Genomic DNA, 19,055 nt, shown 5'->3' with positions numbered 1-19,055 from the left:
TCGTCATACGCTTTTCTCCAGCGCGGCCGCGCGGACGGGCTCGTTTATCGACACGGCCGAAGCGGCCGGATTCGCCGCCGCGCCCGGCAGCGCCGCGTTGGCGTTTGCGGAGCCGGCGGCGGAACTCTGCGGGATACCGGCGTCCGAATGTCTTTTCCCACCGTACTTCTGTCCCCAGTACAGCAGCAGTCCGGTCAGCAGCGTGCCGCCGACAAAGTTGCCCAGCAGCACCGGGATGCCGCTCCACAGCAGCCAGTCCGCGCCGCTGACGTTCGCCCCCAGCAGCATGCCGGCCGGAATCACGAACATATTGACCACGGTATGCTCGAACCCCTGCCCGAAAAAGATCAGGATCGGCAGCCACATCGCCAGAATTTTGCCGCCCGTGGATTTGGACGTCATCGCCATCACCGCGCCCAGCGTCACCATCCAATTGCACAGGATCGCTTTGACGAAGACGAGCAGCATGCCGTCCGCGCCCAGCGCTTTGTAGGCGGTCGTTTTCGCTTCGCTCGTGCTTACCAGCGTCGCGATCAGCGGGTTGGACAGGTCGGTGCCGGCTTTGGTCGCGACGAATATGTAACCCAGCGCGTACAGCCCGCAGCCGATCAGATGGCCGACGATTACCCAGAAATAATTTTTGAGCATGCCGGATACGGTCGCTTTCTTCTCCAGCACGGCCAGCGGAATCAGCGCAAAGCTGCCTGTGACCAGTTCCAGCCCCAGCAGCACGATGATAACGAAGCCGACGGGAAACAGCACCGCTCCCGCCATCGGGATGCCGGTCTGGCCGGACGCCGTCATGGCGAGCGTGGTCGCGCAGGCCAGGATCGCGCCCGCCAGGCCGCCCCGGATCAATAACTGCGCCGTTGACAGTTCCGCTTTGCTTTTGCCCGTGTCGATCATACTTTGCAGCACTTCGGCCGGTTTGACGTAATCCATGGGAATCCCTCGCTTTCGGAAATAAGTTCTAAGCAATATGACTATCCGGCTCGGACTCCGCTGCGCCGGGGGATGCGTTCAGGGTCAGGAAAATGGTGCCGTCGTCCGCCACTTCGGTCGCGAACGTCTCGATGCAGCCTTTGTCCGGGTCCAGCGCTTCGCCGCTGCGCAGATCGATGCGCCAGTCGTGCAGCGGGCAGTGGACGACGGGGCCGCAGACCATGCCTTCGGAGAGGACGCCGCCTTTGTGCGGGCAGCGGTTCTCCACGGCCAGGATTTCGCCGCCGGACAAGCGGAACAACGCAATTTCCAGGCCGTTTACGTTCAGGCGGCGCGAACCGAGCGGGTCGATATCGCTCAGCCTGCCTACTCTCACTTTTTCCGTCGAATGGCTCATGCCGATTCCTCCTTTTTGCGTTCGCCGTCGTCCGCCGCGGAACCCGATACGACTTCCGCCGCCGGGAGACGTTCGAAATTTTTGCGCAGCTCCGGTTCGTTTACGATCTGCTTCCACGGGTCGACGGTGCGGTCCAGCGTATCTCGCAGACGCGCGTGCAGCGCTTTGCGTTCGTCTTCGCTCGCCAGCACCTGTTTGATATGCTCCAGCCCGACGCGTTCCACCCACGGCGCGGTGCGCTCGTTCCAGGTTGCGTTTTCCCGATAGTATTGCAGGAACGCGCTGGCCCATTCTTCCACTTCGTCGTCCGTTTTGACCACGCCCAGCAGTTCGGTCGCCCGGACGTGCACGCCGGCGTTGCCGCCCACATGCAGCTCCCAGCCGCCGTCGATCGCGACCACGCCGAAGTCTTTGACGGTCGCTTCGGCGCAGTTGCGCGGGCAGCCGGAGACGGCGAGCTTGACCTTGGCCGGCGCATTCATGCGCTCGAACGCTTTCTCCAAACGTACGCCCATGCCCATCGCGTCCTGCGTGCCGAAGCGGCAGAAGGTCGAGCCGACGCAGGTCTTGACGGTGCGCAGCGCTTTGCCGTAACCGTGGCCGGAAGGCATGTCCAGCGCTTCCCAGACGCCGGGCAGATCTTCTTTCTTCACGCCGAGCAGATCGAGGCGCTGTCCGCCGGTGAACTTGACCAGCGGCACGTCGAATTTCTCCGCCACTTCCGCGATGCGCTTCAGCTCGGTCGGCGACGTTACGCCTCCGTAGATGCGCGGGATTACCGAATATGTGCCGTCTTTCTGGATATTCGCGTGATAGCGTTCGTTCGCAAATCGGGATTCTTTCTCGTCTTTGTACTCCGCCGGCCACAGCATGCCCAGATAATAATTGAGGGAAGGCCGGCATTTGGAGCAGCCTTCTTCGTTGTTCCAGTCCAGCACGTTCATGACTTCCTTGACCGTTTTCAGTCCCATTCGCTTGATCTCCGCCACGATCTCGTCGCGGCTCAAACCGGTGCAGCCGCAGATGCCTTCCTTGACGGCCACGGCCGCGTCGCCCGCATACAGCTGCACCAACCCTTCGACCAGCGGCTTGCAGCCGCCGCAGGAAGCGGACGCTTTGGTGCAGGCTTTAACCGCGCCTAGGCTGGTGCAGCCGTCGCCGATCGCCGCGACGATCTCGCTTTTGGACACGCCGTTGCAGCCGCAGACGATCTCGTCGCCGGGCATGGCTTCGAGCCTCGCCGCTCCGCCGCCGCTTCCGCACGCCGCAGCGGCGCCCGCCGGCAGGCCGAGCAGCAGCTCTTTTTCCCGGCCGGCGATCCTTTCCCCGCTCCTGATGAGCGAGAACAGCGACGGCCCTTCGCCGGTTTCGCCGAACAGCACCGCGCCGATCAGCCGGTCGTCCCGAATCACGAGCTTCTTGTACACGCCTTCGATCTCGTCCTGGTAACGCAGAGACCGCGCGCCTTCCGGTTCGGTAAATATGCCGGCGGAGAACACGTCCACACCGGAGACTTTCAGCTTGGTCGAGGTGACCGAACCGGCATAGCCGTCCGCGCTCGCACCGGCCAGATTCTTCGCCAGCACCGCGCCCTGCTCGTACAGCGGCGCGACCAGTCCGTAAGCGATGCCGCGGTGCTCCGCGCATTCGCCGACGGCGTGGATATTCGGCACGCTCGTCCGCATATGATCGTCGACCACGATGCCGCGATTAACGTCGAGGCCGCTGCGCCGGGCCAGCTCGACATTGGGCCTAATGCCGACCGCCATCACGACCAGATCGGCTTCGAGCATGCTTCCGTCCTTGAACAGCAGCCCTTTGGCCCGCTGCCTGCCGAGCACCGCTTCCGTCTGCTTCTTGAGCAGGAACTTCATGCCCTGCTTCTCCAGCTCCTGCTGCAGCATGATCGAAGCGGGCCGGTCGAGCTGGCGCTCCATCAGGTACTCGTTGATATGCACGACCGTCACGTCCATGCCCAGATTCAGCAGGCCGCGCGCCGCTTCGAGCCCGAGCAGGCCGCCTCCGATCACCACCGCTTTTTTATATTTTGCCGACGCTTCCTGCATCGTCCGGCAGTCCTTGATATCGCGAAAGCCGATTACGCCTTCTTTGTCCGCGCCGGGAACCGGCAGGATAAAAGCGTTGGAGCCGGTCGCGAGAATCAGCTCGTCGTATTCTTCTTCGATGCCGCCTTCGGCGTACACCCGGCGCCGCCGCGGATCGATCATCGTAACCGCCTGGCCCATATGAAGCGTAATGCCGCCGCCGCGGTACCAGTCCAGATCGTTGATGACGATCTCGTCCATGCCGACGCCTCCGGCCAGCACCGACGAAAGCATGATCCGGTTGTAGTTGGGATGCGGCTCCGCGCCGAAGATCGTGATATCGTACCGGTCCGGCGCCAGTTTGAGCAGATGCTCGATCGTGCGGACGCCGGCCATTCCGTTGCCGACCAGCACCAGTTTCTTACGCTCGATTGTCGTCATATGGGGTCGCTCCTTCCAAATCGATGCAGGATTTCGTTGTCGAAAAAACACAAACAGCCCGCTTCACCCGCAGCGGAAACACACGTTTCCCGTTGCTGTTTAAGGTGAGAGCAGGCGCCATTGCCGCTTCGGTCGGACACTCCATTGTATCCGCGTCAAATCTTGAGACCGACTATACCGGATTCCTTTTAACACGTCAACAATTTTAACATTTAATTTTTGTATTTTTAAAAAAATCGACAAAAATCCGGTTTTCGTGTTATATAAATTAACATATATAAAAGACGCTGCGGTTTATCCCGGCGAAATCGACGAAACCGATCCTGAACAGAAGGAGAGTCGCACATGCACAGCTTACTCATCGTGCACAACCCCTCCGCCGCCCCGGCCGAACCGGGTTCCGGCGAACGCGATCCCGTTAACCGGCTTGGCGAATGCGGCTATATCGTCGAAACGGCAATCTCGCGCGAAGAAGCGTTCGAGCGCGTCGGGGAAACGGACGCCGCGGTGCTCGCCCTGCCTATTACCGAAATGAACGTCTGGGCCGATCTGCTGATGTCCCGTAAGACGGTGCCCGTCCTCTGGTGGTGTACATCCGAGACCGCTACGCTGTCCGTATCCGCCTGCGAGGACGATGTGCGGATCGACGGTATTCTTTCTCCCTATATGCACGCCGACGAGATCCACTGGATCCTGCATTTCAGCGCCAGGCGATGCTACGAGCGGGCGCAGTGGGCCAAAGAGCGCGAGCGGCTGCTCGCCCGCATCGAGGAACGCAAATGGATCGACACGGCCAAAGGCATCCTGTCCAAAACCAAAAACATTTCCGAGTCCGAAGCCTACGACCTGCTGCGCAAGCAGGCGATGAACGAACGCAAACGGATGGTGGACGTCGCGACGTCCATCGTCAAAGTGTATCAACTGCTTCACGACCCAACCTGAGGAGGCGGCGCCGATGATCGATCTGCTGAAAGAAGTCGCCCGCGGCAAACGCGGAGCGCGGGATTTGAACTATGGGGAATCTCTGGAAGCCGCGGAGCATATTCTGGGCGGCCGGGCGACCGACGCGCAGATCGGCGCTTTCCTGATCGCCGAACGGCTGAAGCTGGAAAGCCCCGAAGAACTCGAAGCGTTCGTGTCCGCGCTGCGCGCACAAGCTTACCGCGAATGCCGCGCGCCGGGCATCGATTTCGCCGGACCGTACGACGGCCGCAAAACCACGTTCTGGGCTTCGCTGCCGACCGCTTTTGTCGTGGCGGCCGCCGGCGTGCCGGTCACGCTGCACGGGTCCGCTCCGCTGCCGCCCAAATACGGCGTTACGCTGCACGACGTGCTGCGGCAGGCCGGCATCGATCCGCTGCGGCTGAGCCACGCGGACGCGCTTGCCGCGGCGGGCGCGGGCGGCGTGCTGTTCGCCGACTCCGCCAAGTGGTGCCCGCCGCTCGGCCGGCTGCACGGCATCCGCGAGGAACTCGGGATGCGCACGCTGCTGAACACGGCGGAGAAGCTTGTCGATTACGCCTGCTCCCCGTATCTTGTGCTGAGCGTGTTCCACAATACGGTCATCGACCGGCTGGCCCGGCTGACGAGCCGCCTGGGCTACCGCCGGACGCTGATCGTCCAGGGCGTCGAAGGTTCGGAAGACGTGTTCGTCCATCGCCCGACGCGCATTCATATAGTGGAGAACGGACGCTGCGAACTGGATCTGCTCGATCCGGAAATGTACGGGCTGGATACGCAGCTGCCGGAAGAAGAAGCCAGCTGGACGGCGCCGCGGCAGCTGCATATGCTCGAAGAAGTGCTGCGGGGCGGCGGCGCTATGGCCTATTACAACCAGACGCTGCTGAACGCCGCCGTGCGGCTGCATTTGACGGGCGCGGTCGGCTCGGTCGAAGAAGGCTTGTACACCTGCAAGCCTCTGCTGGACGACGGTTCGGCATGGAAGATCTACTCGGCCTGGAAAGCGGCTCTGCGAACCGCTTCGCCGGCCGGCGAATCCGGCACAAAGGATGCGCAGGCGCATAACGCCTAGCACCCAACGGCCGACGCCCGGCGGAAACGGTATTTTTTCGATCAACTTGACTTATCGCGAAATCTCGATATATAATCTTGCCATGAAACCCATCGATGTATTCAAGGCGTTGTCCAACGACACTCGGCTGCATATTCTGGGCTGGCTGAAAGAACCGGAGAAGCATTTCCCCGCGCAGGGCGCGCATATCCCCAAGGGAGTCGACTTTGCGGGAGGGGTCTGCGTCGGCGATATCCAGGAGAAAGCGGGCGCTTCCCAGTCCACCGTCTCCAGCTACCTGAACATGATGCTGAAGGCGGGCCTGCTGGAATCCTATCGCTACGGACAGTGGACGTATTACAGACGAAACGAAGAATTTATTCGGCAGTTTGCCGAGTATATAAGAACGGAGATCTGAGCGCCCCGGCTTCCGTTCTTTTTTCTTCGCTGTATATATCGATATTTCTAGATATTCAATTATACGAAAGAAGGCGATGGTTCGATGCGTTATTTGTATTACGGACTGGCTCTGCTTGCCGGCGCGGCGCTCAGCTTCGAAGGCGCGATCTATGCCGAGCTGGGCAAATCGATCGGACAGCTCGAAACGAGTTTTTACAACTTCCTGGCTGGCTCGATCATTCTCGGGCTGCTGTGGCTCTTTTTCGGAAAAGGCCATCTGCCGCATGTTCTCCGGGCGCCGAAATGGTCGCTGCTGGGCGGTCTGCTCGGCGTCGCTTACCTGACTTCGATCGTCATCAGCGTTCCGTATGTCGGCGTGGGCATTACGATGGTCGCGGTGATCGTCGGGCAGATGGTCATGAGCATGACGATCGAGCATTACGGCTGGCTGGGCAGCGAGAAATCGGCCGTCAACAAAGAAAAGATACTGGCGGCGCTTTCGATGGCCGTCGCGCTGGTACTCATCAACTGATTCAGACAAGCTAACGGGAGGAACCTGGCATGGGAATGTTTATGATTATTTTTACGCTGATCGGCGGCCTTACGCTGAGCGCGCAGTCTTCGATCAACGGATCGCTCAGCCGCAAAGCCGGGACGATCGAAACGACGTTTTTGACTTTTCTGACCGGGACGCTGTTTCTGGCGCTTTTCGTCTTGTTCTTCGGACGCGGACATATCCCCGGTCTGCTTGACGCGCCGAAATGGCAGCTGAGCGCCGCGTTTCTGGGCACGATCTACCTGCTGCTGACCGTGCTGGCCGTGCCGAAGATCGGCGTGATCGCGGCCAATATCGCCGGCATCGTCGGGCAGCTCGTAATCGGCATGGTCATCGACCATTTCGGCTGGTTCTACAGTTTGAAAATTCCGCTGGACGGCAAACGGATGCTGGCGCTCGCTTTTATGGCGTTGGCGCTGTATTTCATCTATAAAGGCAATAAGAAAGGCGGCAAAAATCCCGGCGGTACGCCGAAGTCTTCGCGGCCGGAAGATACGTTTACCGGTCAAGTCCGTCATGATGTATAAAAACACTTGCCCAAAAAGGAGACACAACCGGGTATTCTTTTTACGCCCCCACCGTGCAGGTCTTTTTGAAGCCCCGCAGAAAATGTGCACTTTTAGTCCGCATTTCGAACTGAAAAAGAACACGTATGGAAAAATGCTGCCCTGGCGTCAACATTTGAGGCGCATCTCCGGTGCTCCCCTTCTGTCTTGAGCGGCGGCGTCTTCCGACCTCGCCGCCGGATCGACGAGCCGTCTCGTTTTTACACCCAAATATGGACTTGACCATCCAAACCCAAGTCAAATGCAAAAATCCACTTCATTTATCAGACAGGGACGATAAAACGAAGATGAAATGCGAAAATCCACTTCCTTCTCGGTTCGCAGGCCAAAAAAGCGCCGGAAACGAAAATAAAGTGGATTTGTGCATCCGATCGCCGTTTTTGGGGGCCGGAATAGCAAATAAAGTGGATATTTGCAGCTTATGCGGCTCTACCTATTCCCGCTTCCCGGCTTGCTTCGGCTCCGAGCCGGTCAGTCTTCCACTTCCCGCTCGGCCGACCGGTCGCGCAGCGGCGGTGTCTGTCCGGCGGGCTGCGGTGTCCGCGCCTGCCCGCTTGTCCGTATACCGGAACAGCAGCCGCAGCAGCGGCGGGATCGCGAAGAAGATAAAGAACGTACGGAACAGCTGGTAGCCGGTCACGGTGGACAGTTCCGCGCCGATCGAGTGGGCGATCACGCCCATCTGGTCCATGCCGCCGGGCGCCAGGCTGAGCAGCGCGGTCGCGGACGTAACCGGCTGCACACGGGTCAGCAGCACGGTCAGCAGGATCGAGCCGATCAGCAGCAGGATACTGCTGAGCAGCGCCAGCGACAGCGTGCGCACTTTGTTCTGAATTTGCGCCGGCTTGAGCAGCATGCCGACATACGTGCCCATCGCAAGCTGCGCGGCGGCGATCAGCCCGGCGGGCAGCGCCGGCGCGTGGAAGCCGGTCGCTTGAAGCAGCGCGGTGCCGAATGCCGGACCGAGCAGGAACGCGGTCGGGAAGCGGACCTTTTTGCCGAGCAGCGCCAGCAGCACGCACAGCGGCGCATAGACGAGAATATTCGGGAACAATCCGCTCCAGGGCACCTTTGTCTGCACGGCCGCCTGCGCCGCTTCGGCGCTGTGCTGCCCGAACAGCGGACTGTAGATCAGCAGCGGAATCGCGACGATAATCAGCAGCAGGCGCAGCACCTGGTTGACGGTGACGATCGTCAGATCCGCTCCTTTCGTTTCCTCGGCGATGATGACCATCTGCGACAGTCCGCCCGGCACGCTGCCGAGCAGCGACGTCTTGAAGTCGGTGCCGGACAGTCTGCCGATTACAAACGCGATGCCCGCGCACAGCAGCAGGAGCAGAAAGGTCATCAGGACGATATACGGAATCTGCGCGCCCATGCGGCGCAGCGCTTCGCCGGTCAGCGCAAGGCCGATCGTGTAGCCGATCACGATCATCGCCCCGTTGCGGATCTTCGCCGGCCAAGCATAGCGCCCTCTCAGCAGATTCGAGCCGATCAGCGACGCCAGCATCGGCCCGAGCAGCCAGGGCACGGGCAGGCCCAGCGCCAGGAAGATCAGCGCTCCCGCGAGCGAGATCAGCAGGGCGGCAAGTATCCCCTGCCACAAGCCTTTTCTCGGCGTTTTGCTTGGTTTCATTGCAAGACCTCTTTTCTTTCCGAGCGCCGATAAGGCTCAGCTTATCTTTGTATTATATCGCAGATAAGCTTCGGCGTTTGGAAAGGGCGGAAACTCTTACTCATGCCCGACAATCCGGTGAGGCACATAAGGTTCTTCGAGAGAAGCGATTTCTTCCGGAGACAAACAGACCGAAAGGGCGGCCGCGGCGTTTTCCAGATGGGAAATCTTCGTCGCGCCGACGATCGGGGCCGTTACCGGCTCCTTGCGCAGCAGCCAGGCCAACGCAATTTGCGAGCGGGGGACGCCGTGCTGCTGCGCAAGCGCCGCCACTCGGTCGATAATCGCCTGGTCCGTCTCCGCCGTCGCGTCGTATTTCTGTTTGATGACCTGATCGGTTTCCGAACGATGCGTGTGCTCCTGCGGATCCCGGGTCAACCGTCCGCCGGCAAGCGGGCTGTACGGAATCACCCCGATTTTCTCCTCCGTGCACAGCGGCAGCATTTCCCGTTCTTCTTCCCGGTAGATCAGATTCAAGTGATTCTGCATCGAAACGAACCGGGTCCATCCGTGCTTATCGGCTGTGTGCAGCGCTTTCTGGAACTGCCGGGCATACATGGCCGAAGCCCCGATATATCTGGCTTTGCCCGCTTTGACGACATCGTGCAGGGCTTCCATCGTTTCTTCGATCGGCGTATCGTAATCCCAGCGGTGAATCTGGTACAAGTCCACGTAATCGGTGCCCAGCCGCTTCAGACTTTGATCGATTTCGCTCATGATCGCTTTGCGGGAAAGGCCCGCTCCGTTGGGTCCTTCGTGCATCCGCCCGTGAACTTTGGTCGCAATCACCACCTCGTCCCGGTTGGCGAAGTCTTTCAGCGCTTTGCCGAGAATCTCCTCGCTCGCGCCTATCGAATACACATTTGCCGTATCGAAAAAGTTGATGCCCAGCTCCAGCGCTTTTTGGATAACAGGTCGGCTTTGTTCTTCGTCGAGCACCCATTTGTGGATCCAACGCGTATCGCCGAAGCCCATGCAGCCCAGGCAAATCCGGGAAATTTCAAGGCCGGTATGTCCAAGTCTCGTATATTCCATCTTTGTTCTCCTTAATAAAAGAACCGACAGCAGCAGCCGCCGGCTTCTATTTGTTTTTATTTCTTAAAGCTTTCCGTACTCCTCGTCCGATACCGGCTCCAGCCACTCGGGCGTGCCGGCGGTGATCGCGATATGCTCGAACCAGCTGTCTTTGGCCGCGCCGTGCCAATGCTTGACGCCGTCGCGGGTCACGACGGTATCGCCGGCTTGCAGGAATTGCGCGGGCTTCCCTTCTTCCTGGTACCAGCCTTCGCCGCCGGTCACCAGCAGAAGCTGGAATCCGCCGCGGTGGATATGCCAGTTGTTGCGGCAGCCGGGTTCGAAAGTGACGTTCCCGACGCCGACATTCACTTCGGGATCGGCGATCAAGGTGCGCAGGTAACTTTGACCGACAAAGTATTGGGCATAGGCTTCGTTTTTCTCGCCTGCCGGAAAAATAACGCCGTTTTTCACTTCTTCATGTTTGATCATGTAGATTCCTCCATCCTTTATCCGTTTATTTCTGCTTCACAGCGAATACAGGGAAAGAACTATGCTCGCCGTAATCCTGAATAGGCTCGATATTTTTCAACGTTTCCATATCATCTTCACTGATCGTAAAGTCGAGCGCCGCGTTGATTCTCATATGGTTCGGGTTCGCCGTTTTCGGAATGACGACAAGCCCCAGCTGAATATCGTAGCGCAGGCAAAGCTGGGCCGCCGATACGTTGTATTGATCGGCTATAGCCCGGATATCCGCATGTTCCAGAATCGCGCCGTGCGCAACGGGCGAATAGGCTTCGACGCGGATATCGTTTTGACGGCAGAATTCGATCAGTTCAAACGGCGTACTGCTTACATGGGCCAGAATCTGATTGACCGCCGGTTTGATCTCGCAGTCCGAGAGAATATTTCGCACATCTTCCTCCAGAAAGTTGGAAAGGCCGATCGTTTTTACTTTGCCCGCCCGGTACGCCGCCTCCAGCGCTTTCCACACCTGCTTATTTTCCTCGAAATAGCGGTTCTCCCCGCGGAATTCTTTCCAGGGCTGCGGGCTATGGATAATCAGCAGATCGATGTAATCCAGCCCCAGCTTCGTCAGAGACTCGTCGACGGAACGCGCGGCCGAATCGTAATCCTTGAGTTCCGCGGCAATCTTGGTCGTGATAAAAAGGTCTTCTCTCGCCGCGCCGCTTAAACGGATGCCTTCCCCTACGCCGGCTTCGTTGCCGTAAGCCTGCGCGGTATCGATATGGCGGTAGCCGATCCCGATTGCGTCGCGGACCGCCTGCGCGGTTTGTTCGTTGTCGAGCAGCCAGGTACCGAGTCCCAGCTTGGGAATCTCTAACCCGTTAACCAGTTTGAACATTTCATTGAACATATCAATCTCTCCTTATATCTCGATCTCGTTACCCTGTGCGCGGGACGCGCCGCCGCATCCGTTCTAATCTTCGGGAATCACTTCATTCAAGCAAGCCAACGCGTTCAGCGTGCGCGGAAAGCCCATATACGGCAGACAGTGCGTAAGCGCCGCGATCAAAGTCTCTTTGTCGTTTCCGACCTTTACATTTCCCTGTACATGCGACTTGACCTGGCTTTCCGGAGGTTCCCGCCTGCGCCCTCTCGCCAAACAACTGCTTGTGCTTTTCCCGGCCCCGTTCGATTCGGCTCATCGTTCGTCCTCCTCTCGCGGCTTAATCTGCACCGTAGCCGAGCGGGCTCTTTCGCCGATCATGGAGTTCAGATAAGGACTGCCCCGGTATTTGACGCGATAGGCGTCGTCGATCGGATCGTTAAGATCTCCGCCGGCCGGCTCGAACGCAGCTTCCTTCGTTTGTCCGGCAATAGAGATTCGTCCCGCTTTCCGGCTCAGCGCGGCTTGGTACCAGCTTGATTCCCGACCCGAATAGGCCCGGGCGTAAAGAGAACCGTCTACCACCACGGACCATATCCACGTCGGCGTACCGTACGTGACGCCGTCCGCGCGAAATGGCGAGACATGCAGATCGTCCGCGTCGGCAAAGCTTTGAAGTTCGGTCTCCGACCAACTGCTCATCTTGTCAGCCTCCTTGTAACTTCCCCGGATTGAGGAATCGATTTATTTTTCAAAAAAAGAACATTGATTGTTTAAACGACTCATGTCTATAATCCTAAATAAAAGTGGAAAGCTTTCAATAGGCAGATATTCGGGATGTGTGCGTTATTCGACAGGAATGCGGAATTTGCCGATTATTTCGAAAAAGGAGATTGAAAATGACCAAGATAGACCGCAGAATCCTGAGATCCCGGGAATCCATTAAAAACGCCGTAATTGAACTCATGTCGGAAAAAAAGTTCGACGATATCACGATTCGGGATATTTCCGACCGGGCCAATGTCAATCGCGGCACAATCTATTTGCATTACGCCGATAAATACGACCTGCTCGACAAAATTATCGAAGAACATATCGGCAATCTGCGCGAACTCTGCCATTCCGCATCCGATATGACTTTTCAGGAAGGAAACTATGTTTGGTTCGATTATTTTGCCGCCAATCATCTGTTCTTCTCCACGATGCTGAATACGAAAAGCGCCGCTTATTTCCGCAGCCGCTTTCTGGACCTGGTGGTGCAGGAGTACCGCGTCGAAGTCGATGTAAACGAAGGGAAAAACCGGGGATTGAGCGAGGACATCATTCTGCAATTTTTTGGAGCGGCGGTTGTAGGGGCGGTGGAATGGTGGTTCAAGCACGACATGCCGATTCCCGCCCGCACGATTGCGGAACAAACAGGGTTATTGTTGGACCGCAATCTATAAGTCTTATCCCTTGGTCGAATCGAGCGTGCAGCTTCGCTTCGGCGCATAACCGCAAATGTCCGCAGCAGCCCAAACAGCCCGAGCTTCCGCCCGGGCTGCTTAAAGCCGTTTTTTATCTGCCTGTCACCAACCCAAATCCAGCGTCTTCCCTGTCTCGCACCACGTCTTGAGCGAGCTGAGCATCATCGGCCAGGCGCTCTTCGTCTGCTCTTGCGAAGGATGGTTCTCGCCCAACCGGTCGTTGACCAGCGTCAGCTTGGTACAAGAACCGGCCGGCTCCAGCGTAAACGTGACGCGGGTAGGCTTGGGGGCTTCGTCCTTGATGTAAGACGGCCCGGCCTGTTCGGTGTAGCTCAGCTTGCGGTTCGGTTCGGCGGCGATAATTTCCCCGTGTACGTGCACCGTCTCGTCGCCGTCGTTGCCCGGTCCCACATACTCGAACGGCGCGCCGGGTTCCAGCGAAGACCTCAGCTCCGTTCCGAAAAAGCACGCTTTCGTTCCTTCCGGCGTCACCAGCGCTTCCCAGACTTTCTCCGCCGGCGCATCCACGTAAATTTCGTATTCGAGATCCATTTTTATTCCTCCCGTGTGCGTATTTTGTACGAAACGCCGCCGCTGCGGGATATACGAATCCGCAGTAGCGGGGTCCGCTTCGTCCGTGATACAATCAGCATAAATTAAGAACGTGTATTCGCCTAGTAAAAACGCGACAGGAGGCAAAAAAATGCCGCAGCATCCTTCGTTTGACCAAAACGAATCGCGAAACATCGACGGCAAACGGCCGGCGCCCGGAGCAGCCGGATCGACCGCCCCTCGCCGGCCTTTCTTCGACTCCGCCGAGCCGGGGCTGGGCGTGCTGAACCCGAATGCCGGACGCGAGAAGTTCCGGCTGCTCCGCTATTCTCCCGCGCCGGAGCTTGCCGATCTTGTCCGGCATTACTGGACGGTCGATTGGGATCTGGGGGATAGCGCCGCGTACCGGCAGGAAGTCGTGCCCAATCCGTGTGTCAATCTGGTGATCGAGCCCGGCCGGACTTTTTGCTTTGCGCCGACGCCGGAGCGCTTCTCGTACCCGCTGTCCGGCCGGGGCAAAGTATTCGGCGTCAAATTCCGTCCCGGCGGTTTCTATCCGCTGCTGCGCCGGCCGCTGTCGGACTTCGCCGGAATCCCGATCCCGGTCGACCGGATTATCGCGGCGGAAGCGAAAGAGTTGGAAGAAGCGCTGCATTCGCGCACAAGCGAAGAACTCGTGGACCTGCTCGACGCCCTGCTGCTCGGCGCGGCGCCGGAGCGCGACCGCGAATCGGAGCTGGCGCGCGAGATTGCCGACCGGATCGCCGAAGACCGGGAGCTGACCAAGGTGGACGCGCTGTGCGAAGCTTTTTCGATCGAGAAGCGCACGCTCCAGCGGCTGTTCGGCAGCCGGATCGGCCTTTCGCCCAAATGGGTGATCCGGCTGCACCGGCTTCAGGAAGCGGCCGAAGCGCTGGAAAGCCGCGGATCGGACGGCGCGCGGCCGAAGCTGCTGGCGCTGTCGCACGATCTGGGCTATCACGACCAGACGCATTTTATCAAAGACTTCAAGTCGGTGATCGGGGTAACGCCGGAAGCGTATGCGCTGGGCGCGCGGAGCCGGTAGCCGTTCGAAACCGCAGAAAGCTCCGGCGGAGACTCTTCCCCCGGAGCTTTCTTTGTTTTTGGCGGCGCGTTCATCGGCCTTTGAACTCGATCGGCCCCACATCCATTTTGAAGCTGCCGTCCGCATACAGCAGAGGGGAGTTCTCGACGCCGCCTTTCGAATAGTTCTCGACCTGGCTGACCTCCATCCGGTCTTCGCCGGTAAAGTCGATCTTCGCGATTGCGACCCAGTACGAGAAAATGTTTTTCTTTTGCAGCCAGGACTCGACGCTCTGGCCTTCGCCGTTGTCGACGACCGCGCGGGCTTTCATGCCTTTGAAGCTGCCGAAGCCGTTGGAGACCGCGCTGTAGGCGCAGAACAGGACGTACTTCAGCTCGTCGGTGCGGTAGATGCGGATGGTCTCTTCGCCGGCTCCGCGCGCGTCTTTGTCGAGTTCGATATACGGCGCTTTTTGGCTTGAGCCCCGGTCTTTGTAATAGACTTTGCCGCACTGCCCTTCCTTGGTAACGTAGAAGCAGTACAGATCGAGGTCCTTGCGCGGATTCTCCCACACCAGCGAAGCCAGCGCCGAAGAGGATTTGCGGATCGAGACGCTGCCCGGCTTCTTCAGCTCGATCTTCTCAAGCATGACTTTCGAAGCGACCGGCTTGGCGATATCGACGGAACCCGGTTTCGGTTCGCGCACGGCCGAAGCATCGGGAACAACGGACGGCTGCGGCGGTTGAACGGGCGCCTCCGGTTCGGGAGCGGAATGTCCGGACGGCTCCGCCTCTTCTTCGCCGTCCCCGACTTCAAGCCCGTAGCTTTCGCACAGCGCAGCCAGGCCGCCGTTGTATCCGCTGCCGATCGCGGCGAATTTCCATTCGCCGTTGTGCCGGTAGATTTCCGCGACGACGATCGCCGTTTCCCGGTCCAGATCCGCGCCGAATGCGTAGCGCAGCAGCTCTTCGCCGCCCTCGCCATGCGTGCAGCGGATCGAAATTTCCGACACGTCGCGGAAAAAGTGTCCGTTCTCCTCGCCTTCGTAGATCGTCAGCGTCAGCGCGATCTTGGAAACCTCCGGCGGAATGCTCGCGGGAACCAGCGTCAGCCGTTCCCTCCGTCCATCCTCCTTGCCTTCGTGCCGGACCGCTCCGCTTTCATGCGCCGGATGGCCGTAGAATACGAAGTCTTCGTCTTGTTCGCATACTCCGCGCTCCGACAGCAGAAACGCCGCGCCGTCGATCTCCATTTCCGCATTGCCCGCCGTCCATTCGATGTCCAGCTTCAACTCCGTCAGATTGCGATTTTTCGTCAGATCGGCTTTCTGCCCTTTGGTCAGGTTCACAGGCTTGCCCTCCCCGCGTTCTCGATCGAATTTATGCCGTTCCCGACGTTCTCATCCTCGTTCGGCCAGGCAAATACCTCCCTCGCCGCTTCCATAAACGATAGCATAACGGGCGAAATCCATCTGCCTTTGTGCCACAGCATCTGCGTGCGGACGTTCAGGTCCGGCAGCGCGTACGCAAGGACTTCCAGTTCTCCGCGCTCGACTTCCGTCCGCGCCACGATCTCCGGCAGGAAAGCGATGCCGATTCCCGAAACGGCGCACTGCTTGATCGCCTCCGCGCTCTGAAACTCCAAATACGTCATATCGTCGATGCCCTGCCGCTCGAAGGAACGGTCGAACATCGTCCGGTACGGACAGCCTTTTTCATTCGTCAGCAGGACTTCCCCGCGGAAATCTTCCGCATGCAGCTTCGGACGACCGGCAAGCGGATGATCCGGGGCGGCGAACAAACGGAAGCGTTCTTCCGCCAGCGGCTCCGCGCCGAGCACCCCCGAACGCACAGGCTCGTCCAGCACATAGACAATATCCGCCGCCCCGTCGAACAGCGCCTGCTTGAGTTCCTGATTCGCCACGGAACGGAAGATCAGGCGAACGCCGGGATGGCGCGAGCGAAACCGCCGGAATACGGCCGGCAGCCGGTAGGCGCAAACGACTTCGTTGGCGCTCACGGTTAGCGTGCCGCCAAGCGTTTCGCCGCTGTGCACGTCGCTGCGGGCTTCGTCCAGCTTGTCGAACACCTCGCGGACATGGACCAGCAGGCGTTGGCCGGCATCCGTCAGCAGCAGCTGTTTGCCCAGACGGTCGAACAGGCGCACGCCCAGTTCTTCTTCCAGCGCTTTGATCTGCATGGTGACGTTCGAAGGAACGTAGTTCAGCGCTTCCGCGGCCCGCGTGAAATTCAGGGTGTAAGCCACCGTGCGAAAGGTATTCAACTGGCGCAGCTCCATGCCGCATCCTCCTTTCGACTTTCAATATTATTGAATACAGTATTGAATTCCATTCACTTTTAACGAATCTTTAACGGCTCTATACTAACACACAAAGCCGCGGGCTTGCAGACGGTTTCGAGTTGAAAGGAGCGATTACGCCATGGATTACGAAACTTTCGAACTGGGCGAGGTCAGGCTGCAATCGGGAGAAACGCTGCCGGGCGCTTTTCTCGCCTACAAGACTTACGGCACATTGAACGCGCAAAAAAACAACGTTATCGTTTACCCGACGGCTTTCGGCGACCGGCATACGCAGAACGAATGGCTGATCGGTGCCGGAAAAGCGCTCGATCCGGACAAGTATTTCATTATCGTCCCCAATCTGCTGGGCAACGGCCTGTCTTCCTCTCCGAGCAACACGCCTCCTCCGTACGACCGGTCCCGTTTTCTGCACATCACCGTCTACGACAACGTTAACTTTCAGCGTCGGCTGTTAGAAGAACAATTCGGCATCGAGAAAGTTGCGCTCGTTGTCGGGTGGTCGCTGGGCGGCATTCAGGCTTTTCATTGGGGAGCCGGCTGCCCGGACAGGGTGGAGCGGATCGCGCCTTTCGGCGGAATCGCCAAACCCTGGCCCCATACTTCCGTCGTGCTGGACAGCCTGCGGGCCGCGCTGCTCGCCGCCGTCGGATTCGACGCGGGCAGGCTGGACGAACTGGCTTCGGCGGATATGCGAGCCGTCGGCCGGGTGTATGCGGGATGGGGTTTTTCGCATGCTTTTTATCGGGAAGAGATGTATCGGACAATGGGCTTCGAGTCGCTGGAATCGTTCGTCGCGGGCGTATGGGAAAGCAGCTTCATGAATATGGACCCGCATAATGTGCTGGCGATGCTGTGGACGGGGCGGCATGCCGATATCGGCGACAACCCGGAATACAACGGAGACTTCGATCGGGCGCTCGGCAGCATCCGGGCCCGCGCCTGCCTCATGCCGGGAAGCACCGACCTGTTCTGCCGCGCGGAAGACAACGAGTACGAAGCGGCGCGGATGCCGAACGCCGTCGTCGCTCCAATCGTATCGGATTGGGGGCATTTTGCGGGGAGGGGAATTAACGAGGCGGACAACCGGTTTATCGACGGGCGGTTGAAGGCGCTGCTGGAGAAGTAGGATGGAAGCAGGGACGTAGAAGCGGTTCGCGGCAGAACGACGCTTTTGCATCTGTTCGAAGCTTGCGTTATTATTTTTCTGCCGGCCGTTATGCCAACCGGTATTCTACCGGGCGAAGACGCGCCGGACGGCGGATCCGAACCATGCAAGCTATCCCAAAGGAGTCCTGAACCGCATATGATCATTCTAAAAAGCAAACACGAAATCGAAGCGATTCGCAAAGCCTGCCAGGTGGTCGCCGAATGCCATCGCACCATCGCTCCGCTGATCGAGCCGGGAATTACGACGAACGATCTCGAACGCATCTTCGAAGAAGTGATGCAAAAGCACGGCGCGAAGCCTTTTCAAAAAGGATACCGGGGTTATCGCTACGCGACCTGCGCATCCGTTAACGACGTGATCGCGCACGGGTTTCCCAGCGACAAGCCGCTTGAAGCAGGCGATATCGTGACGATCGACACGGTCGCGGAACTGGACGGCTGGCTCGGCGATTCGGCCTGGAGTTACGCGGTCGGGCAGATCTCGCCGACGGCCGAGAAGCTGATGCGCGTCACGAAGGAATGCCTCGATCTCGGCATCCGGCAGGCCCGCCCCGACAATCGGCTGGGCGACGTGACGAACGCGGTTCAGCAGCACGCGGAATCGAACGGCTTCGGCGTGGTGCGCGACCTGCTCGCCCACGGCATCGGGCGGAACCTGCACGAGCCGCCGACTTATATGCACGTGGGCAAGCCGGGCAAAGGCGTCCGCCTCAAAGAAGGCATGGTGCTTACCGTGGAGCCGATGATTACGGAAGGCACTTACGAGATGATCATCGATCCCGACGGCTGGACCGCCCGGACGCTGGACGGCAGACTCGCCGCCCAGTACGAGCATACGATCGCCATTACAGCGGACGGTCCGCAGATCTTGACGGCGCAGTGAATGGAAATACAGGAGTCGGCGCGCATGGCTGGCTCCACCCCTCTTGTCTCCACAAAAAAAGTACCCGGCACAGGTGATTGTGCCGGGTACTCGGATTGTCGAGAAACGATTGGATGTAAACCTAATTTAGGCGGGTTCGATTGGAAGGAAAGGTCGGGAAAGGGCTGGAGAAATAAAGCCAGCGGCAAGAAGAATCCAAATAGCTGCGTATAGGCCCTTA

At 59.0% G+C, this 19,055-nt stretch carries 21 protein-coding genes; 9 read left to right on the top strand and 12 right to left on the bottom strand.

Going from position 1 to position 19,055, the window contains the following annotated elements:
• Nucleotides 1-3: 3 nt before the first annotated feature.
• Genes QWJ34_RS17825 through nirB form a run of 3 tightly spaced genes read right to left on the bottom strand, consistent with a single transcriptional unit; the run spans nt 4 to nt 3,825 of the window.
• Nucleotides 4-942 (bottom strand): formate/nitrite transporter family protein, encoded by a 939-nt coding sequence (locus QWJ34_RS17825; protein ID WP_302729896.1) that lies wholly within the window; start codon nt 940-942, stop codon nt 4-6.
• A 28-nt stretch (nt 943-970) separates the two neighbouring features.
• On the bottom strand, nt 971-1,339 hold the full coding sequence (gene nirD, locus QWJ34_RS17820) for a nitrite reductase small subunit NirD (RefSeq protein WP_302729894.1): 369 nt from the start codon (nt 1,337-1,339) through the stop codon (nt 971-973).
• Nucleotides 1,336-3,825, bottom strand: coding sequence for a nitrite reductase large subunit NirB (gene nirB / locus QWJ34_RS17815; RefSeq protein WP_302729892.1), 2,490 nt, complete (start codon nt 3,823-3,825; stop codon nt 1,336-1,338). Before nirB ends, nirD begins: the two co-directional genes overlap by 4 nt.
• A gap of 345 nt (nt 3,826-4,170) precedes the next feature.
• On the opposite strand from nirB, the gene QWJ34_RS17810 reads away from it, so the two are divergent.
• The 5 genes from QWJ34_RS17810 (at nt 4,171) to QWJ34_RS17790 (ending at nt 7,318) form a co-directional block, all read left to right on the top strand.
• Nucleotides 4,171-4,767 (top strand): ANTAR domain-containing response regulator, encoded by a 597-nt coding sequence (locus QWJ34_RS17810; RefSeq protein WP_302729890.1) that lies wholly within the window; start codon nt 4,171-4,173, stop codon nt 4,765-4,767.
• 13 nt (nt 4,768-4,780) lie between these two features.
• A complete protein-coding gene (locus tag QWJ34_RS17805) occupies nt 4,781-5,857 on the top strand; it encodes an anthranilate phosphoribosyltransferase (RefSeq protein ID WP_302729888.1) in 1,077 nt (358 codons plus the stop codon).
• 82 nt (nt 5,858-5,939) lie between these two features.
• Entirely contained in the window at nt 5,940-6,254 is a 315-nt protein-coding gene (locus QWJ34_RS17800; RefSeq protein WP_302729887.1) for an ArsR/SmtB family transcription factor, read from the top strand.
• Nucleotides 6,255-6,338: 84 nt separating this feature from the next.
• On the top strand, nt 6,339-6,767 hold the full coding sequence (locus tag QWJ34_RS17795) for a DMT family transporter (RefSeq protein WP_302729885.1): 429 nt from the start codon (nt 6,339-6,341) through the stop codon (nt 6,765-6,767).
• 29 nt (nt 6,768-6,796) lie between these two features.
• A complete protein-coding gene (locus tag QWJ34_RS17790; protein ID WP_302729883.1) occupies nt 6,797-7,318 on the top strand; it encodes a DMT family transporter in 522 nt (173 codons plus the stop codon).
• 472 nt (nt 7,319-7,790) lie between these two features.
• Here QWJ34_RS17790 and QWJ34_RS17785 read toward each other — a convergent pair whose 3' ends face one another.
• The 6 genes from QWJ34_RS17785 to QWJ34_RS17760 form a co-directional block, all read right to left on the bottom strand.
• Complete coding sequence (locus QWJ34_RS17785; RefSeq protein ID WP_302729882.1) at nt 7,791-8,993, bottom strand: AbrB family transcriptional regulator; 1,203 nt, start codon at nt 8,991-8,993, stop codon at nt 7,791-7,793.
• Between the two features lie 96 nt (nt 8,994-9,089).
• On the bottom strand, nt 9,090-10,067 hold the full coding sequence (locus QWJ34_RS17780) for an aldo/keto reductase (RefSeq protein WP_302729880.1): 978 nt from the start codon (nt 10,065-10,067) through the stop codon (nt 9,090-9,092).
• 63 nt (nt 10,068-10,130) lie between these two features.
• Entirely contained in the window at nt 10,131-10,538 is a 408-nt protein-coding gene (locus tag QWJ34_RS17775; RefSeq protein WP_302729879.1) for a cupin domain-containing protein, read from the bottom strand.
• 25 nt (nt 10,539-10,563) lie between these two features.
• Nucleotides 10,564-11,427 carry an aldo/keto reductase gene (locus tag QWJ34_RS17770; protein ID WP_302729877.1) on the bottom strand — a complete coding sequence of 288 codons (864 nt, stop codon included), beginning with the start codon at nt 11,425-11,427 and terminating at the stop codon, nt 10,564-10,566.
• Between the two features lie 63 nt (nt 11,428-11,490).
• Nucleotides 11,491-11,676, bottom strand: a complete 186-nt coding sequence (locus QWJ34_RS17765; protein ID WP_302729875.1) for a carboxymuconolactone decarboxylase family protein — start codon at nt 11,674-11,676, stop codon at nt 11,491-11,493.
• 39 nt (nt 11,677-11,715) lie between these two features.
• Nucleotides 11,716-12,102 carry a DUF2255 family protein gene (locus QWJ34_RS17760; protein WP_302729873.1) on the bottom strand — a complete coding sequence of 129 codons (387 nt, stop codon included), beginning with the start codon at nt 12,100-12,102 and terminating at the stop codon, nt 11,716-11,718.
• Between the two features lie 197 nt (nt 12,103-12,299).
• On the opposite strand from QWJ34_RS17760, the gene QWJ34_RS17755 reads away from it, so the two are divergent.
• Nucleotides 12,300-12,845, top strand: a complete 546-nt coding sequence (locus tag QWJ34_RS17755) for a TetR/AcrR family transcriptional regulator (protein ID WP_302729871.1) — start codon at nt 12,300-12,302, stop codon at nt 12,843-12,845.
• A gap of 123 nt (nt 12,846-12,968) precedes the next feature.
• Here the strand turns inward: QWJ34_RS17755 and QWJ34_RS17750 are convergent, their stop codons facing one another.
• Nucleotides 12,969-13,418, bottom strand: a complete 450-nt coding sequence (locus QWJ34_RS17750) for an SRPBCC family protein (RefSeq protein ID WP_302729870.1) — start codon at nt 13,416-13,418, stop codon at nt 12,969-12,971.
• Between the two features lie 151 nt (nt 13,419-13,569).
• Between QWJ34_RS17750 and QWJ34_RS17745 the strand changes: the two genes are divergently transcribed.
• On the top strand, nt 13,570-14,484 hold the full coding sequence (locus QWJ34_RS17745; RefSeq protein ID WP_302729869.1) for an AraC family transcriptional regulator: 915 nt from the start codon (nt 13,570-13,572) through the stop codon (nt 14,482-14,484).
• 70 nt (nt 14,485-14,554) lie between these two features.
• Here the strand turns inward: QWJ34_RS17745 and QWJ34_RS17740 are convergent, their stop codons facing one another.
• Together QWJ34_RS17740 and QWJ34_RS17735 are read right to left on the bottom strand one after the other, a co-directional pair.
• The gene (locus QWJ34_RS17740) at nt 14,555-15,811 is read right to left on the bottom strand and encodes a TerD family protein (protein ID WP_302729868.1); all 1,257 of its coding nucleotides are present in this window, start codon (nt 15,809-15,811) and stop codon (nt 14,555-14,557) included.
• The gene (locus QWJ34_RS17735) at nt 15,808-16,761 is read right to left on the bottom strand and encodes a LysR family transcriptional regulator (protein ID WP_302729866.1); all 954 of its coding nucleotides are present in this window, start codon (nt 16,759-16,761) and stop codon (nt 15,808-15,810) included. Before QWJ34_RS17735 ends, QWJ34_RS17740 begins: the two co-directional genes overlap by 4 nt.
• 142 nt (nt 16,762-16,903) lie before the next feature.
• On the opposite strand from QWJ34_RS17735, the gene QWJ34_RS17730 reads away from it, so the two are divergent.
• Nucleotides 16,904-17,911 (top strand): alpha/beta fold hydrolase, encoded by a 1,008-nt coding sequence (locus tag QWJ34_RS17730; protein ID WP_302729864.1) that lies wholly within the window; start codon nt 16,904-16,906, stop codon nt 17,909-17,911.
• A 177-nt stretch (nt 17,912-18,088) separates the two neighbouring features.
• Nucleotides 18,089-18,835, top strand: a complete 747-nt coding sequence (gene map, locus QWJ34_RS17725) for a type I methionyl aminopeptidase (protein WP_302729862.1) — start codon at nt 18,089-18,091, stop codon at nt 18,833-18,835.
• The last annotated feature ends 220 nt before the right edge of the window (nt 18,836-19,055 follow it).

Origin of the sequence: Saccharibacillus sp. CPCC 101409 (assembly GCF_030518235.1) — a bacterium.
Classification (GTDB): Bacteria; Bacillota; Bacilli; order Paenibacillales; family Paenibacillaceae; genus Saccharibacillus.
The sequence above is the reverse complement of the archived record's forward strand: the minus strand, read 5'-3'. Positions and strand labels throughout refer to the sequence as shown.

Bases quoted from the DNA above. Each gene is read 5' to 3' on its own strand.
- QWJ34_RS17825 (WP_302729896.1), bottom strand. From the start codon at position 942: ATGGATTACGTCAAACCGGCCGAAGTGCTGCAAAGTATGATCGACACG.
- nirD (WP_302729894.1), bottom strand. From the start codon at position 1,339: ATGAGCCATTCGACGGAAAAAGTGAGAGTAGGCAGGCTGAGCGATATC.
- nirB (WP_302729892.1), bottom strand. From the start codon at position 3,825: ATGACGACAATCGAGCGTAAGAAACTGGTGCTGGTCGGCAACGGAATG.
- QWJ34_RS17810 (WP_302729890.1), top strand. From the start codon at position 4,171: ATGCACAGCTTACTCATCGTGCACAACCCCTCCGCCGCCCCGGCCGAA.
- QWJ34_RS17805 (WP_302729888.1), top strand. From the start codon at position 4,781: ATGATCGATCTGCTGAAAGAAGTCGCCCGCGGCAAACGCGGAGCGCGG.
- QWJ34_RS17800 (WP_302729887.1), top strand. From the start codon at position 5,940: ATGAAACCCATCGATGTATTCAAGGCGTTGTCCAACGACACTCGGCTG.
- QWJ34_RS17795 (WP_302729885.1), top strand. From the start codon at position 6,339: ATGCGTTATTTGTATTACGGACTGGCTCTGCTTGCCGGCGCGGCGCTC.
- QWJ34_RS17790 (WP_302729883.1), top strand. From the start codon at position 6,797: ATGGGAATGTTTATGATTATTTTTACGCTGATCGGCGGCCTTACGCTG.
- QWJ34_RS17785 (WP_302729882.1), bottom strand. From the start codon at position 8,993: ATGAAACCAAGCAAAACGCCGAGAAAAGGCTTGTGGCAGGGGATACTT.
- QWJ34_RS17780 (WP_302729880.1), bottom strand. From the start codon at position 10,067: ATGGAATATACGAGACTTGGACATACCGGCCTTGAAATTTCCCGGATT.
- QWJ34_RS17775 (WP_302729879.1), bottom strand. From the start codon at position 10,538: ATGATCAAACATGAAGAAGTGAAAAACGGCGTTATTTTTCCGGCAGGC.
- QWJ34_RS17770 (WP_302729877.1), bottom strand. From the start codon at position 11,427: ATGTTCAATGAAATGTTCAAACTGGTTAACGGGTTAGAGATTCCCAAG.
- QWJ34_RS17760 (WP_302729873.1), bottom strand. From the start codon at position 12,102: ATGAGCAGTTGGTCGGAGACCGAACTTCAAAGCTTTGCCGACGCGGAC.
- QWJ34_RS17755 (WP_302729871.1), top strand. From the start codon at position 12,300: ATGACCAAGATAGACCGCAGAATCCTGAGATCCCGGGAATCCATTAAA.
- QWJ34_RS17750 (WP_302729870.1), bottom strand. From the start codon at position 13,418: ATGGATCTCGAATACGAAATTTACGTGGATGCGCCGGCGGAGAAAGTC.
- QWJ34_RS17745 (WP_302729869.1), top strand. From the start codon at position 13,570: ATGCCGCAGCATCCTTCGTTTGACCAAAACGAATCGCGAAACATCGAC.
- QWJ34_RS17735 (WP_302729866.1), bottom strand. From the start codon at position 16,761: ATGGAGCTGCGCCAGTTGAATACCTTTCGCACGGTGGCTTACACCCTG.
- QWJ34_RS17730 (WP_302729864.1), top strand. From the start codon at position 16,904: ATGGATTACGAAACTTTCGAACTGGGCGAGGTCAGGCTGCAATCGGGA.
- map (WP_302729862.1), top strand. From the start codon at position 18,089: ATGATCATTCTAAAAAGCAAACACGAAATCGAAGCGATTCGCAAAGCC.